The sequence below is a fragment of the Klebsiella sp. WOUb02 genome (genome assembly GCF_050058015.1).
Classification (GTDB): domain Bacteria; phylum Pseudomonadota; class Gammaproteobacteria; order Enterobacterales; family Enterobacteriaceae; genus Klebsiella.
Genome location: NZ_CP170110.1, coordinates 235,392 through 250,376 on the forward strand (window position 1 = coordinate 235,392; position 14,985 = coordinate 250,376).

The window sequence follows — 14,985 nt, forward strand, 5'->3', positions numbered from 1 at the left end:
GAAAAGACAAATGGAACAGGCGCATACCCGGTTGATTAACCAGCTCGTTGAACGCATGGCCGCGACGGATAACGCGCCGCTGTATATCAGGTTTGCCGACACCATCAAAGATGCCGTGCGCAGCGGCTGGCTGGAGAACGGCAATATCCTGCCCGGCGAGCGCGATCTGAGCCAGCTCACCGGCGTATCGCGTATCACCGTGCGCAAGGCGCTGCGGACGCTGGAAGATGAGGGCGTGGTCACCCGCGCCCAGGGCTACGGCACCCGGGTCAACAATATTTTCGAGTATTCGCTGAAAGAGGCGCGCGGCTTTACCCAGCAGGTTGTGCTGCGGGGCAAAAAGCCCGACACCCTGTGGGTCAACAAGCGGATCGTCAAATGCCCGGAGGAGGTCGCGCAGCAGCTGGCGATTGCCGCGGGCAGCGACGTATTTATGCTTAAGCGCATCCGCTACGTGGATGAAGCGGCGGTATCGCTTGAGGAGTCGTGGGTTCCCGCGCATCTTATCCACGACGTCGATGCGATCAGCGTCTCGCTGTACGACTACTTCCGCAGCCGGCAGATCCTTCCCCAGCGCACCCGCTCCCGGGTTAGCGCCCGGATGCCGGACGCCGAGTTTCAGTCGCATATTCAGATGGATAGCGCGATTCCGGTGCTGGTGATTAAGCAGGTTGCCCTCGATCAGCACCAGCACCCTATCGAATACAGCATTAGCTACTGCCGCAGCGATCTATACGTCTTTGTGTGCGAGGAGTAGGGTTTCGCGATCCGGGGCGCAATCGCCGCCCCGATGGCTCACCACCCACGCCGCCACGGCATTCCCCAGGGTCACCGCTTCTTCCAGGCTCCAGCCGGCGGCTAAGCCGGCGAGGGTGCCTCCGGCGTGGCTGTCTCCGGCGCCGATGGTATCGACCACCGTCGCCGGGAAGGCTCGGGCCTGGCCGCTCGCCTGCGGGCTGAAAAACCACGCGCCGTCTTTATCCAGGCGGACGATCAGCGGGGCGCCGTACTTGTTCAGCCACCCGGCGCCGAACTCGCTCACCTCAGCGGAGAAGCCGTTGGCCTCGGCGGCAATCAGCGCCTCCTGGCGGTTAACGGAAACCAGCGGCTTCAGCGCCATCAGACGCGCCATTAGCGCTTCGGGGATATCGGCAATGCGCGGACCAAAGTCGATAAACGGCGTGACGTCACTCTGCTGCTCCAGCCACGTCACCAGCCGTTCGCCGCTGGCGGAAGCCAGTCTGGTAGCCGGAAAGATACGCCAGGCCGTTGGGCCCGGCATTGAGCGGTATGAGCCAGTCGTCGCGCCACTGGTTTTCGACGCCGCTGAAGGACATAAACGTGCGCTCTCCGTCCGGCTCCACCAGCGCCAGGCACCAGCCGTTGTCGCCGCTGGCGTGGGTTATCACGCTGGTTATCCCCTCCTGCGCCAGGCGATTGCGGATAATTTCCGCCCACACCCCTTCGCCGATCGGCAGCGCGTTTTGCGCCGCGATGCCCAGCCTTTTGAGCGCCACCGCAATATTCAGGGCGCAGCCGCCGACGTTGACGCTCTGCTGCTGCAGTTCGATATCGCAGCCGCGCCACGGCAGGGCGTAAGCGTCGGCGATTACGTCGATCACCGCGGCCCCGATAACCGTCACCGGCCTGACGGCGCTGAGGGTCGCGAGCTTATCGCTCAGCTGGCGGCTATTCATTGCGCCTCCCGCTGCCGGCGGTAGCGGCCGAGGGCGTCGGCGTAGCGCGTGAAGTCCAGCTTATTGACCTCGTCCAGACGCGCTTTGAGCTGGCCATCGATGGCCGAAATGCCGTTTATCGCCCCGCAAATGGCGGTGGCCATCGCGCCGATGGTGTCGGTATCGCCGCCGAGGTTGGCGCAAAGCACCGCGCAGCGGTTAGGGTCGGTGCCGGCAAGCTCAACCATCGCCACGGCGCAGGGCACGGATTCGATGGTACTGGTTCCGGCCCCCACCAACTGATAAAGCTGCTCACAGGCGGACTCGACTCCGCCCGCGCTGCGGACGGTGCGTAATGCCAGCTCAATGCGCAGAGCCAGCGAGGCGCTAAAGGTCGTGACGCGCTGCTGCTGGGCATGATGGGCGATGGTCGGAAGCGCATCGGCGATGGCGGACCAGCCTGCGCCGTCGACGGCGCGCGAGATGGCCCAGGCGATGACCGTCGCACCGGCGATGGCCAAATCAGATTTATGCGTTGGGCTGGAGGCGGCGGCAACCTCGGCAATAAAGGCGTCGAGGTCGCCGGTCGGCAGCAGGCATCCCAGCGGAGAGGCGCGCATCGCCGCGCCGTTGGTTACCCCGTTATTCTCCAGCTCGCTTACCGGCGTGCCGCTGCGAATGGCCTTGAGGGCGATTTTTGACGTCGGCCCGAGAACATTTTTATTAAAGGCGTCAAACTCCTCCGCCCAGCGGAGGATGTGGCGGCCGATGGTATCGGGAACAATCCGGCCGTCGCATTCGATGATGGCATCGGCGAGGCACAGGGCCATCGAGGTGTCGTCGGTGAACTCGGCCTCGGCAAAGTAACAGGCGGCATTGTTTTCCGCCGGTCCGGGCAGGAAACGGTCGATCCAGCCAAAGTGGGCCTTCACCCGCGATCTTGGCCACAGCTCCGACGGCATGCCCAGCGCATCCCCTAACGCCTGCCCGTAAAGGGCACCGAGAATACGTTCTGCTTTCATTTGACTTCCTCTTGTGTAAGCGCAGCATCCTGCGCGTCGATCTCAATGGTGGTGATGTCTTTGTCCGACTCGCGGAAGAACACCATGAACAGCACGGCGATAACGGCAATCATGATGGCGCCGAACGTCCACATCCCTGCCCAGTTAAAGGTATGGCCGTTTACCGGCGATGAGTAGGCAAACATTTTCTCCATCATCACCCCGCCGAGGCGGTAGCCCAGCAGGCTGCCGAACCCCTGACAGCAGAGGGTGATGAGCCCCTGCGCGGCGTTGCGCATCGCCACCGGCGCCTTTTTGTCGACGTAGATGTAGGCGGTGACGTAATAGAAGTCGTAGCTGACGCCGTGCAGCAGAATGCCGAGGAACATCAGCGTATAGGTGAAATAGTTATCTGCCGCGCCGTAGACGAAAAAGCCGTAGCGGATGGCGGCGGTAATAAGACCAAGTAATAGAACCTTTTTAATACCAAAGTGCTTAGTGAAGAACGGCAGCGCCAGCATAAAGAAGATTTCAGAGAACTGGCCGAGAGTCATCCAGCCGGTGGCGTTTTTCATCCCCGATTCGCTGAGATAGCCGTTGGCAAAGATGTAATAGAAGGCCAGCGGCATGGCGAAGAGGAACGAACAGAAGAAAAAGACGAGGAAGTTGCGGTCGCGCAGCATGATCAGCGCGTCCAGCCCCAGCATCACCTTCAGGCTCAGCTTGCCGGTACTCTTCGGCGGCGTATCCGGCAGGCACAGCGCAAAAATCCCCAGCACCAGCGAGCTGCCCGCGGCGATCAGCAGCGGCACGTTGGTGGGCGAGATATCGCCGAGGCCGAGCATTCCCGGTAAGAAACCACACACCAGCCCGGAGCCGATCCAGCCGATGGTCCCCATCACCCTAATGCGCGGGAAATCGCGTTCGACGTCGGCGACGTTGGAAAAGGCGATACTGTTGGTTAGGGCGATGGTCGGCATGTAGGTAAGGGAGTAGGCCAGCAGCAGCGGGAAGAAGCCGCTGAAGGTGGTCTGCTGCGCGGCGAAGTACATCAGTATCGCCCCGGCAAACATCAGAATCGCCAGCACTTTTTGCGCGGAGAAGAAGCGATCCGTCAGCGAGCCGACCAGCACCGGAGAGAGAATGGCAGCAATGGCGGTACAGGCATAGGACCAGCCAATTTCGCCGGCGCTGAAGCCGCTTTTGCTCAGCCACAGCCACAGAGGAACAAACCACGCTCCCCAGATAAACCACTCAACGAACATCATGAACGACAGCTTTGCTGTAGTTTTCATTTGGAGATCCTTCATGACAGGTAAGGTACGCATTTAGAGTACCATTTGATAATACCTTTTAAATACCACTGAGCTGATTGTTTGAACAAGTTAACACTTTTTCGTATCTGAATCGTGCCAGCAGAAGTTACTGAAAAAATGCGATCCCGGCTGGAAAATATGCTAAGTCGGTACCAGGCTTAACCTGCCCAAAAAAGTTGGGTCAGGAACATTGACGCCGGCCGCGGCCGGCCTTACGGGAGTTATTGCTATGACTGATATTACGCAATTGCTTGGCAAAGATGCCGACAGCCTGTTACAGCACCGTTGTATGACTATTCCAGCCGATCAGGCTCTATTTACCGGGAGCGGATTACGTCGACCGGGTGATGGTTGATAACAATCGTCCGCCGGCGGTGCTGCGTAATATGCAAACCCTGTACAACACGGGGCGCCTGGCCGGCACCGGATATCTGTCGATTCTACCGGTTGACCAGGGCGTGGAACACTCGGCCGGCGCCTCTTTTGCCGCCAACCCGCTGTACTTCGATCCGAAAAATATCGTCGAGCTGGCGATTGAGGCCGGCTGTAACTGCGTGGCGTCGACCTACGGCGTGCTGGCCTCGGTATCGCGCCGCTACGCGCACCGCATTCCGTTCCTCGTCAAGCTGAACCACAACGAAACCCTGAGCTATCCGAACACCTTCGACCAGACCCTGTACGCCAGCGTTGAGCAGGCCTTTAATATGGGCGCGGTGGCGGTGGGGGCGACTATCTATTTCGGTTCCGAAGAGTCGCGGCGCCAGATCGAAGAGATCTCCGCGGCGTTCGAGCGCGCGCACGAGCTGGGGCTGGTCACCGTGCTGTGGGCCTATCTGCGCAACCCGGCCTTCAAGAAAGATGGCGTCGATTACCACGTCTCCGCCGACCTGACCGGGCAGGCGAACCACCTGGCGGCGACCATTGGCGCGGATATCGTGAAGCAGAAAATGGCGGAGAATAACGGCGGCTATAAGGCGGTTAACTTCGGCTATACCGACGACCGCGTCTACAGCAAGCTGACCAGCGAGAACCCGATCGATCTGGTTCGCTACCAGCTGGCGAACTGCTATATGGGGCGGGCGGGGTTGATTAACTCCGGCGGCGCGGCGGGAGGCGAGACCGACCTGACGGATGCCGTACGTACGGCGGTAATCAACAAGCGCGCCGGCGGCATGGGGCTGATCCTTGGCCGTAAAGCCTTCAAAAAATCGATGGCCGACGGCGTGAAGCTGATCAACGCCGTGCAGGACGTCTATCTCGACGGCAAGGTAACCATCGCTTAGGCGTGTCTTTTGTGTCTCTGAACGTTTTTTATCGGACGTTCATTGCCGCGAAGATGTCGGCTGAAACTGCTGGTGTTGTCGGCCGCAAAATCGCTGAGACGCTGCCGGCAGGCCGGGGCAGCCCGCATGGATGCGGGCTGAGGGTCGTGGTTTCGGTCGGATTCGACGCCTTTTTGTCCCTGAACGTCGTTTATCGAATGTTCTGAAGCCGGCTGAAACTGCTGGTGTTGTCGGCCTCAAAATCGCTGAGACGCTGCCGGCAGGCCGGGGCAGCCCGCATGGATGCGGGCTGAGGGCCGTGATTTACAGGGACGTTACCTCGGCCCGACCCGACAGCCTGACGGCATCGGTCGAAGGGACCGCGCAGCGGCGATTTTGGCTGGCCGGAGCCCGGGGGGACAGGGGGCGGCGGCGATGGGCCGCCCCCTGTGCGCTCCCTGCGCTACGGGGAACATAGGGCAGGGAAATCGCCGGGGAGCGCAACATCCTGCGGAGCAAGAAAATATCCTCCGCCGTGGCTGGCACCAAACTTTAGGGCACCAGGTAGGCTCTTCCTTAAGCCCACTGTACGCTCGCTGCTACTCCCTTACCAACCTGGCCGCCTGCTGCAGCGCCAGATAAGCCTCATAGCGCCGCTGGTGAACCGCCTGATGCTGCGTCGCGCTATGATAGATCTTATCCACCCGGGTAAACCGCTTCATCGCCTCCGGCAACGACGCGCAAACCCCGCCAGCGACGGCGCCCAAAATCGCCGAACCCAGCAGCACCGGCTCGCTGCACTCGGTGCTCATCACCGGAATGCCGCAGGTATCGGCCAGCAGACTGGCGAACCAGCGGATGCTGCCCCGCGCCGCCGCTAATCACGATATTCTCGCTGCGCACGCCGCAGGCCTGCTGGGCATCAAGAATCTGCCGCAGGCCGTAGCCAATGCCGCACAGTCCGGCCACGTACAGCGCCAGCAGATGATCGACATCCTCTTCCATGCCCAGCCCGGCAACGATCGCCCTGGCGCCAGGGTCCGCCAGCGGCGCGCGGTTGCCTAAGAATTCAGGCACTACGTGCAGGCCGGCGGCGAGGTGTACCGCTTCGGAGGGGCTCTCCAGGCGGGCCAGCACCCGGTCCGCGAGATAGACCGGCAGCGGCAGCCCGGCCTCCTGCGCCAGCTGGCGGGCTTCATGCGACGCCGGATGGAAGCTCAGCAGCCGGTCGATAGCGGCGCCTGCCGCGCTCTGACCGCCTTCATTCAGCCAGAAACCCGGCACCATTGCCGAGTAGTAGGGACCCCAGACGCCGGGCACAAAGATGGCCTCTGGCGAGGTGGTCATGGTGCAGGAGGAGGTGCCGAAGACGTAGGCCATATTGCTGAGCGCGCCGTCGAGCACTCCGACGGTGCCGATGCCGCCGGCGTGGGCGTCAATCATGCCAACCGCCACCGGCGTGCCGACCGGCAGGCCCATCTGCTGCGCGGCGACGGCGGTAAGGCCGCTGCCGCAGGGCGTTCCCGGATCGACAATGCGCTGGCCGATGCGCGCAAACCCCTCGTCCGTCAGACTCGGTAAGCCCAATCTGGCGGAAGTAGTCGGCATCCCAGCGCTGCTCGTGGGCCAGATAGGTCCATTTACAGGTGACGGTACAGACCGAGCGGGCCTCGTCGCCGGTGGCGCGCCAGGTCAGGTAGTCGGCGAGGTCAAAAAAGTGTCGCGCCTGCTGATAAATCTGCGGTCTATTCTCCTTAAGCCACAGTATTTTTGGCGTTTCCATCTCCGGCGAGATTATGCCGCCGACGTACTGCAGCACCGGGTGACCGGTGGCGTTAATTTTTTCCGCCTGCCCGGTGGCGCGGTGATCCATCCAGACGATGATGTCGCGGTTAGGGTCCTCTGAAGGACCCACCGCCAGCGGCGCGTCGTTTGCACCGACCACCACCAGCGAACAGGTGGCGTCGAAGCCAATGCCCGCAACCGAGTCCGGCGCGGCGCCGGAGCGGGCGAGCGCGGTTTTAATACTATCGCACACCGCCTGCCAAATCTCGCTGCTGGATTGTTCAACTATGCTTCCCGGGCTGCGAAAGAGGGTAATCTCCCGCGTCGCGTGGGCGAGCAGTTCACCACTGAGGTTGAAAACGCCCGCCCGCACGCTGCCCGAGCCGACATCGACGCCAATAATGGTTGGTGTATCGCTGTTCATAGAGCCATCCTTTAGCCAGCCTGATTAAAGAGTTAGAGATCCACGCTGTTAGGCAGGATAACGAGGTCGCGCACGGTGACGTTTTTCGAGCGGGTCACCATAAACAGCACGGATTCAGCCACCTCAATCGGCTGCATCAGGCTGCCGTTGGCCAGCGCTTCTTCCATTTTCTCTTTTGGCCAGTCGTCAAGCAAGGCGGTTACCACCGGGCCAGGCAGGACCGCGCCGACGCGCACGCCGTGCTGCGACACCTGGCGGCGGGTGGTGTGTACGAACGCCTGAACCGCAAATTTTGAGGCGGTGTAGATAGGTTCCCAGATAACCGGCACCACCCCGGCGATGGAGCTGGTAAAGATGATATCGCCGGACTTTTGCGCGATCAGGTGCGGCAGTACGCTGCGCACGCAGCGGAAGGCGGCGTTGGTGTTAAGGTGGAGCACGCGATCCCAGACGTCCGGATCGCCTTCGGCCACCGGCCCGCCGATATAGGCGCCGGCGTTGGCGTGGAAGATATCCAGCCCGCCCGCCAGCTTAAGAATGCCGGCCAGAATATTATCGACCTGTTCGCCCTGCATCAGATCCACCTGCAGGGCAAAGGCGTTTTCGCCCAGTTCGGCCACAATCTTGTTTAGCTTTTCGCCTTCGCGGTCGATCAGCACCACCTTCGCGCCCGCCGCGAGCAGGGTTTTGGCGCATTCGAGGCCGATACCGGAAGCCGCGCCGGTCACCGCGGCGACTTTACCATTGAGAGAAGTATTCATAGAGGATACAGAGTGGTTCATTTTATAATCCTTCACCGAGTCTATTTTGGTAAATCGATCTGGCCCGTAATAAGCCGGGACCAGCGTTGGAGTCGGGCACTAAATCTTGCTAAGATTTTGAATATCAGCATCATTTATTTATATACGCTGGATACTGAGCGGCGTGCGACCTGCGCGCCGGGGAGCATAGTGGTTGCTCAATCGATGAAGCTAATGTGCGCCAGCTCCATCGATTGAGCAAGTGGGTAAATTAACAGCGAAATGAATTTGTGACGCAAGTTGGGAAAATGAAAAAAATCACTATCTACGATCTGGCGGAATTATCCGGCGTTTCGGCCAGCGCGGTGAGCGCGATCCTCAACGGTAACTGGAAAAAGCGCCGCATCAGCGCGAAGCTGGCGGAGAAGGTTACCCGGATTGCCGAAGAGCAGGGCTATGCCATCAACCGCCAGGCCAGCATGCTGCGCAGTAAAAAATCCCACGTGATCGGCATGATCGTCCCTAAATATGATAACCGCTACTTCGGCTCGGTGGCGGAAAGCTTTGAAGAGATGGCCCGCGAGCGCGGCCTGCTGCCGATTATTACCTGTACCCGCCGGCGCCCGGAGCTGGAGATTGAGGCGGTGAAGGCGATGCTCTCCTGGCAGGTGGACTGGGTGGTGGCGACCGGGGCGACCAACCCGGACAAAATTACCGAGCTGTGCCAGCAGGCCGGCGTGCCCACCGTCAACCTCGACCTGCCGGGCACCATTGCGCCTTCGGTGATTTCCGACAACTACGCCGGGGCGCGGGCGCTGACCGATAAAATCCTCGACAACAGCCTGCGGCGACACGGCAGCCTGGCGCCGCTGACCTTCGTCGGCGGGCGCAGCAGCGACCACAACACCCTTGAGCGTCTGCGCGGCTTTCACGACGCGCATCGGGCGCGCGGCCTGAGCGTGCCGGCGGAAAATATTCTCGCCCCCGGCTACTCGAAAGGCAAAGTTGAGGCCAGCATGCAGGCCCGCTTCGGCGTGCCGGATGAGCATCTGCAGGGCTTCTTCGTCAACTCGACCATCTCGCTTGAAGGGGTCGTTCGCTGGCTGGCCCAGCGCGGCCTGACCGGCACCGGGCAGCCGCCGATGGGCTGCTTTGACTGGGATCCTTTCGTCTACCTGCTGGGGCACGATATCGACATGGTTCAGCAGAACGTGCCGGCGATGCTGGAGGCGGTATTCGGCATTATCGATTCCGGCGACGCCGCGAAACAGCTGGTCGAAATCCCGCCGCTGCTGATCGGCAGCCGCGAACCTATCTGAACCGGCGCGGACGTTAGCGCGTCAGCAGCCAGCGGGCGGTGTGCTCATCGGTCACCAGGCCGTTGATCCAGCCGCCTTTCAGCGCGGCGAGAATCGCCGGACGCTTATATTCGCCGCAGGCCACCGCGATGCGCGGGCAGCGGTTATGGCGGATATCGTAGCTGGTGATCATCTGGTTGATATTGCTCTCCACCACGCCGCCTTCGGCATCGATAAAGCGGCCGAGGATCTCGCCGATCCCGCCCTGCGCCGTCAGCTCGTCCAGCTGCGCCCGATCGATAAATCCGTCCTTGAATATCGGGCTGTGGGTGCCCAGCGGGCCGATGCCGACGAAAATCACGTCCGCCTGCTGCGCCACGCCCGACACGTTCTGGAACAGCCGGCTGGTGCACCACATCCGGTGCTCGTCCACCGTTTGCGCGTAGCGCGGCGCCGGCCACTGGTAATATTTGGCCTGAATTTTCCGCGCCAGCAGCAGGGGAACGTCGTCGTAGTAGTTGCACTGTCCGTCGGCATCCATCGCGCTTATCAGCGCCACGCAGCGCGTGTTCAGACTGTCGAAATCGATGCGCTGCATGGTTTTTTTCAGCGTCAGCCCGGAGCCAATGCCGATAATTTTGACCTTATCGTCCTGCAGATAGCGGGCCATCAGCTGATAACAGCCGAACGACACGCTGTCGAGGGTGCTCTCCTCGCTGTAGGCCGGGACGATATTGCAGTCGATAAGCCGATATTTTTCCTGCAGCAGCTGGGCGTAGTCGAGGCAGTTGGCTACCGGATGGTGTAGCCCAATTGAGACGATGCCTTCCTCTTTCGCCGCGGCAATCAGCCGCTGGACCACCGGCCTTGAGGTGCCGAGCTGGCTGGCGATCTCGCTCTGATTCTGGCCGGCAATGTAGTACATCCACGCGGCGCGGACCTTCTGGTCCAGCCTGATGTCATCTTCTTTACTCACGATTCCCTGCCTTAAGTTGGCGGCCGCGGCGATAAGCACGTCTTTTCGCGGGCCCGATAATTTTGACTGTTAGCAGCATTTTGGCCGCGGCTCAGAAAACAGGCAAGCTTTTGCTCTCTACTGGTCATTTGTAATTTATTTGGGTAATTGCTCTTTTGTGATCTATGGCTCTTATTTAGGACAAATGATCATCTACAGTGAGCCACATCACTTAAGGAGATCGGAATATGAATCAGCAATACACATGGCTTCACATCGGTTTGGGTTCTTTTCACCGTGCGCATCAGGCGTGGTATCTGCATCGCCTGATCTCCGGCGGCGACAAGCGTTGGCATATCGCGGCGGGCAATATTCGCGCTGACGCCGAGCAGGTGGTACAGGCGCTGACCGCCCAGGGCGGGCGCTACGTGCTGGAGACCGTCAGCCCGGAAGGCGAACGCGAGTATGAAGAAATCACCTCTATTCAGAAGCTGCTGCCGTGGCAGAAGGGGCTGCAGCCGCTGATTGATGAAGGGGCCAACCCGCAGACTAAGGTCATTGCCTTCACCGTCACCGAAGGCGGCTACTACCTGAATACCAGCCACCGTCTGGAGACCAGCAACCCCGATTTGGTTGCCGATCTGCAGGGCGACTGCCAGACCATTTACGGCACCATCGCGCGTATTCTGGAAAAGCGCATGGCGGATAACACCGGGCCGCTGACCCTGCTGAACTGCGATAACGTCCGCCACAACGGCGAGCGCTTCCACGACGGGCTGGTGGAGTTCCTCCAGCTTACCGGCAGGCAGGCGCTGGTCGAGTGGCTGGCGGCGAACGCCAACTGCCCAAACACCATGGTTGACCGCATCACGCCGCGCCCGGCGGCGGATCTGCCGGCGCGCATCAAAGCGCAAACCGGCATTGACGATAAGGCGCCGGTCATGGGCGAAACCTTTATTCAGTGGGTGGTGGAAGATCATTTCCGCGCCGAACGGCCGAACCTGGAAGCCGTTGGCGTGGAGATGGTGGAGTCGGTTATCCCTTACGAAGAGGCGAAAATTCGCGTTCTCAACGCCTCGCACAGCTGCATCGCCTGGGCGGGCACCCTCATCGGCCAGCGCTATATCCATGAAAGCACGCTGACCGAGTTCATCTACGCCATCGCCGACCGCTACGTCACCGAAGACGTGATCCCGTGCCTCGGCGATAACGGTATCGACCTCGCGACCTATCGCGACGTGGTGCTCAAGCGCTTTACCAACCCCTATATCCAGGACACCAACCAGCGGGTGGCGGCGGACGGCTTCTCTAAAATCCCGGCGATGATCGCCCCGACCCTGCAGGAGTGCTACCAGCGCGGCGCGCGCCCGGAAGCGACGGCGATGCTCCCGGCGCTGTTCTTCGTCTTTATGGAGCAGTGGCATGAGGGAACGCTGCCGTATCAATACCAGGACGGGATCCTCGACGCGCAGGCGGTGCACGAGATGTTCGAAGCCAGCGACCCGATCGCCGTCTACGCCAAAGACCGGGCGCTGTTTGGCGCGCTGGCGGAAAACGAAGACTTCCTGGCGCTGCTGCGCGAGAAGATTGCCGCAGTTTATACGCTGATTAAGTAAGAGGTGGCTATGTACTTAGGGATCGATCTTGGCACGTCGGAAGTGAAGGCGCTGGTCATTGATGAGAACAATGACGTCGTCGCCAGCCATAGCGCGCCGCTGAGCATTCAGCGGCCCCATCCCCACTGGTCAGAGCAATCTCCGCAGGCGTGGTGGGAAGCCACGGAGTATCTGATGACCACCCTGCGGGAAAAGTGCGGCCATCACTGGTCGGCCATCAAGGCGATTGGCCTGTCGGGGCAGATGCACGGCGCGGTGCTGCTGGACAGCAGCGGGGAGGTGATCCGCCCGGCCATTCTGTGGAATGACACCCGCTGCGCCGACGAGTGTCGCGAGTTGGAGGAGATGGCTCCCGAGCTGCATCAGGTAGCGGGAAACCTGGCGATGCCGGGCTTTACCGCGCCGAAGCTGCTGTGGGTGCGTCGCCATGAGCCGGCCAACTTCCAGCGCACGGCGACGGTGATGCTGCCGAAGGACTATCTGCGCTACCGGATGACCGGCAGGAAAATCTCCGATATGTCGGACGCCGCCGGGACGCTGTGGCTGGACGTGGCGAAGCGCGACTGGTCCGATGCGCTGCTGGACAAGTGCGGTCTGTCGCGCAGCCATATGCCGACGCTGGTTGAAGGCTGCGAAGTGTCCGCGACCCTCGATCCGCAGGTGGCGGAACGCTGGGGGCTGAACGCGTCGGTGGTGGTGGCCGGCGGCGGGGGCGATAACGCGGTCAGCGCCATTGGCGTTGGGGCGGTTTCACCGGGCGATGCCTTTATTTCTCTCGGGACCTCCGGCGTGCTGTTCGTGGTGACCGACGCCTATCGTCCGGCGCCGCAGTCGGCGGTTCACGCCTTCTGCCACGTGCTGCCGAACCTGTGGCATCAGATGAGCGTGATGCTCAGCGCCGCCAGCTGCCTGCAGTGGTTCTGCCGTCTTACCAGCACCACCGAGGTCGCGCTGCTGGAGGAGATTGCCCAGCTCAGCGAGGAGGAGAAAACCAACGCTCCGTTCTTCCTGCCGTATCTTTCCGGCGAACGCACGCCGCATAACGATCCCGATGCCCGGGGGATGTTTTGGGGGATGACGCACTCCAGCCTGCGCGCGCAGGCTGGGCTACGCGGTGCTGGAAGGCGTGAGCTTTGGCATCAACGACGGGCTGCAGGTGCTGAAGGAGAGCGGCACGCGAATTGAACAGTGCTCGCTGGTCGGCGGCGGCGCCCGAAGCCCGTTCTGGGCCCAGCTGCTGGCGGATATTCTCGCGATGCCGGTGGTCACCCACAAAGGGGGGGAAACCGGCGGCGCGCTGGGGGCGGCGCGGCTGGCCTGCCTGGCGGCAGGGAAGCCGCTGGCTGCGGTGTGCGCAAAGCCGGAAGTCTGGCAAACCTGGCGCGCAACGCCGGCCCGCCATCAGGCTCTGATGCAGCGCTATGCGCAGTTTAAGTCTTTATATATCAACGACCTGAATTACCGTCGGCGCTAATTATAAATAACATATCCTGATGAGTTCGGGCTGCAGGAAGCCAACGCGCCTGTAGCCTGAACGATGACGGATAGAACAACCGCTCCGGTGGCGTCACCGGAGCTGACTCCTGTACCCTGCAAACGAGGTCATAATGTCCGCAACCAATAAACAGTGGCTCGGTCTGCCCCTGAATCTGATATGGGGATACATTGCTATCGCCGTGTTTATGACCGGCGACGGTTTCGAGCTGGCTTTTCTCTCGCACTATATCAAAGAGCTGGGCTTCACCCCGGCGCAGGCCTCTTTCGCCTTTACGCTGTACGGCCTGGCCGCCGCGCTCTCGGCGTGGATTTCCGGCGTGGTGGCGGAGATCATCACCCCGCTCAAAACGATGATGATTGGCTTCGTGCTGTGGTGCGTGTTCCACGTTCTGTTCCTGGTTTTTGGCCTCGGACACGCTAACTATCCGCTGATCCTGCTGTTCTACGGCATCCGCGGCTTTGCCTATCCGCTGTTCCTCTACTCGTTTATCGTGGCGATTATTCACAACGTCAAGAGCGACAGCGCCAGCTCGGCGCTGGGCTGGTTCTGGGCGGTTTATTCAATCGGTATCGGCGTGTTCGGCAGCTACATCCCGAGCTTTACCATTCCGCATATCGGCGAGCTCGGCACCCTGTGGCTGGCGCTGGCGTTCTGCGTCACCGGCGGCGTTATCGCGATGGTCGCGCTGCGCAACATTGAGACTCCGCGGCATATGCAAAACCTGACCACCCGCGAGAAGTTTGCCGAGCTGGGCCGGGCGGTGACGCTGCTCTACAGCAATCGCAATATTCTGCTCTCCAGCGTGGTGCGTATTATCAATACCCTGTCGCTGTTTGGCTTTGCGGTCATTATGCCGCTGATGTTTGTTGATGAGCTGGGCTTCACCACCTCGGAGTGGCTGCAGGTGTGGGCGGTGTTCTTCTTCACCACCATTTTCTCCAACGTGCTGTGGGGGATCCTCGGCGAGAAGCTGGGCTGGATCAAAGTGGTGCGCTGGTTTGGCTGCGTGGGCATGGCGCTGTCGAGCCTCGCCTTTTACTACATTCCGCAGCACTTCGGGCATAACTTCGCCATGGCGCTGATCCCGGCGATCGCGCTGGGGATCTTCGTCGCCGCCTTCGTGCCGATGGCCGCCGTGTTCCCGGCCCTTGAGCCGAAGCATAAAGGGGCGGCCATTTCGGTCTATAACCTGTCGGCAGGGCTGTCCAACTTCCTCGCTCCGGCGATCGCGGTACTCCTGCTGCCGTACTACAGCACCATCGGGGTGGTCATCGCCTACACCGGGCTGTACGTGCTGGCGTTCTTCCTCTGCGCGTTTATCCGCGTCGAGCAGCCGGGTTTTAGCCAACAGCCGGCCGGTAGCGGTAAAAGCGTTGAATTTTCCTGATGAGAGTCTACGGGCCGCGAGAGCAAC

Annotated in this window: 8 protein-coding genes and 4 pseudogenes; 6 read left to right on the top strand and 6 right to left on the bottom strand. The window is 61.1% G+C overall.

Going from position 1 to position 14,985, the window contains the following annotated elements; all coding sequences use genetic code 11:
* The first annotated feature begins 10 nt into the window (after positions 1 to 10).
* Entirely contained in the window at positions 11 to 757 is a 747-nt protein-coding gene (locus ABOC21_RS07800; protein ID WP_095100825.1) for a GntR family transcriptional regulator, read from the top strand.
* On the opposite strand, the pseudogene ABOC21_RS07805 reads toward ABOC21_RS07800, so the two are convergent.
* The 3 genes and pseudogenes from ABOC21_RS07805 to ABOC21_RS07815 all read right to left on the bottom strand — a co-directional run bounded on the left by ABOC21_RS07805 (position 731) and on the right by ABOC21_RS07815 (position 3,972).
* Positions 731 to 1,697, bottom strand: a pseudogene (locus ABOC21_RS07805) (PfkB family carbohydrate kinase). The gene ABOC21_RS07800 and the pseudogene ABOC21_RS07805 sit on opposite strands and share 27 nt — an antisense overlap.
* Positions 1,694 to 2,698 (bottom strand): ADP-ribosylglycohydrolase family protein, encoded by a 1,005-nt coding sequence (locus ABOC21_RS07810; protein WP_426814150.1) that lies wholly within the window; start codon positions 2,696 to 2,698, stop codon positions 1,694 to 1,696. The pseudogene ABOC21_RS07805 and the gene ABOC21_RS07810 overlap by 4 nt, the downstream one beginning before the upstream one ends.
* A complete protein-coding gene (locus ABOC21_RS07815) occupies positions 2,695 to 3,972 on the bottom strand; it encodes a nucleoside permease (RefSeq protein ID WP_426814151.1) in 1,278 nt (425 codons plus the stop codon). Before ABOC21_RS07815 ends, ABOC21_RS07810 begins: the two co-directional genes overlap by 4 nt.
* Positions 3,973 to 4,222: 250 nt before the next feature.
* On the opposite strand from ABOC21_RS07815, the pseudogene fbaB reads away from it, so the two are divergent.
* Positions 4,223 to 5,276, top strand: a pseudogene (gene fbaB, locus ABOC21_RS07820) (class I fructose-bisphosphate aldolase).
* A gap of 578 nt (positions 5,277 to 5,854) precedes the next feature.
* On the opposite strand, the pseudogene ABOC21_RS07825 reads toward fbaB, so the two are convergent.
* Positions 5,855 to 7,464 (bottom strand): annotated as a pseudogene (locus ABOC21_RS07825) (FGGY-family carbohydrate kinase).
* 32 nt (positions 7,465 to 7,496) lie between these two features.
* A complete protein-coding gene (locus tag ABOC21_RS07830) occupies positions 7,497 to 8,246 on the bottom strand; it encodes an SDR family oxidoreductase (RefSeq protein ID WP_426814152.1) in 750 nt (249 codons plus the stop codon).
* A gap of 266 nt (positions 8,247 to 8,512) precedes the next feature.
* Between ABOC21_RS07830 and ABOC21_RS07835 the strand changes: the two genes are divergently transcribed.
* Complete coding sequence (locus ABOC21_RS07835; RefSeq protein WP_426814153.1) at positions 8,513 to 9,523, top strand: substrate-binding domain-containing protein; 1,011 nt, start codon at positions 8,513 to 8,515, stop codon at positions 9,521 to 9,523.
* Between the two features lie 13 nt (positions 9,524 to 9,536).
* On the opposite strand, the gene ABOC21_RS07840 is transcribed toward ABOC21_RS07835, so the two are convergent.
* Entirely contained in the window at positions 9,537 to 10,478 is a 942-nt protein-coding gene (locus tag ABOC21_RS07840; protein WP_426814154.1) for a sugar-binding transcriptional regulator, read from the bottom strand.
* A 227-nt stretch (positions 10,479 to 10,705) separates the two neighbouring features.
* On the opposite strand from ABOC21_RS07840, the gene dalD reads away from it, so the two are divergent.
* The 3 genes and pseudogenes from dalD to ABOC21_RS07855 all read left to right on the top strand — a co-directional run bounded on the left by dalD (position 10,706) and on the right by ABOC21_RS07855 (position 14,958).
* Positions 10,706 to 12,073 carry a D-arabinitol 4-dehydrogenase gene (gene dalD / locus ABOC21_RS07845; protein ID WP_426814155.1) on the top strand — a complete coding sequence of 456 codons (1,368 nt, stop codon included), beginning with the start codon at positions 10,706 to 10,708 and terminating at the stop codon, positions 12,071 to 12,073.
* A gap of 9 nt (positions 12,074 to 12,082) precedes the next feature.
* A pseudogene (gene xylB / locus ABOC21_RS07850) lies at positions 12,083 to 13,547 on the top strand (xylulokinase).
* A 133-nt stretch (positions 13,548 to 13,680) separates the two neighbouring features.
* Positions 13,681 to 14,958: an RbtT/DalT/CsbX family MFS transporter gene (locus ABOC21_RS07855; protein WP_426814156.1), complete on the top strand. Its 1,278-nt coding sequence runs from the start codon at positions 13,681 to 13,683 to the stop codon at positions 14,956 to 14,958.
* The last annotated feature ends 27 nt before the right edge of the window (positions 14,959 to 14,985 follow it).

Bases quoted from the DNA above. Each gene is read 5' to 3' on its own strand.
- ABOC21_RS07830 (WP_426814152.1), bottom strand. From the start codon at position 8,246: ATGAACCACTCTGTATCCTCTATGAATACTTCTCTCAATGGTAAAGTC.
- ABOC21_RS07810 (WP_426814150.1), bottom strand. From the start codon at position 2,698: ATGAAAGCAGAACGTATTCTCGGTGCCCTTTACGGGCAGGCGTTAGGG.
- ABOC21_RS07855 (WP_426814156.1), top strand. From the start codon at position 13,681: ATGTCCGCAACCAATAAACAGTGGCTCGGTCTGCCCCTGAATCTGATA.
- ABOC21_RS07815 (WP_426814151.1), bottom strand. From the start codon at position 3,972: ATGAAAACTACAGCAAAGCTGTCGTTCATGATGTTCGTTGAGTGGTTT.
- ABOC21_RS07800 (WP_095100825.1), top strand. From the start codon at position 11: ATGGAACAGGCGCATACCCGGTTGATTAACCAGCTCGTTGAACGCATG.
- ABOC21_RS07835 (WP_426814153.1), top strand. From the start codon at position 8,513: ATGAAAAAAATCACTATCTACGATCTGGCGGAATTATCCGGCGTTTCG.
- dalD (WP_426814155.1), top strand. From the start codon at position 10,706: ATGAATCAGCAATACACATGGCTTCACATCGGTTTGGGTTCTTTTCAC.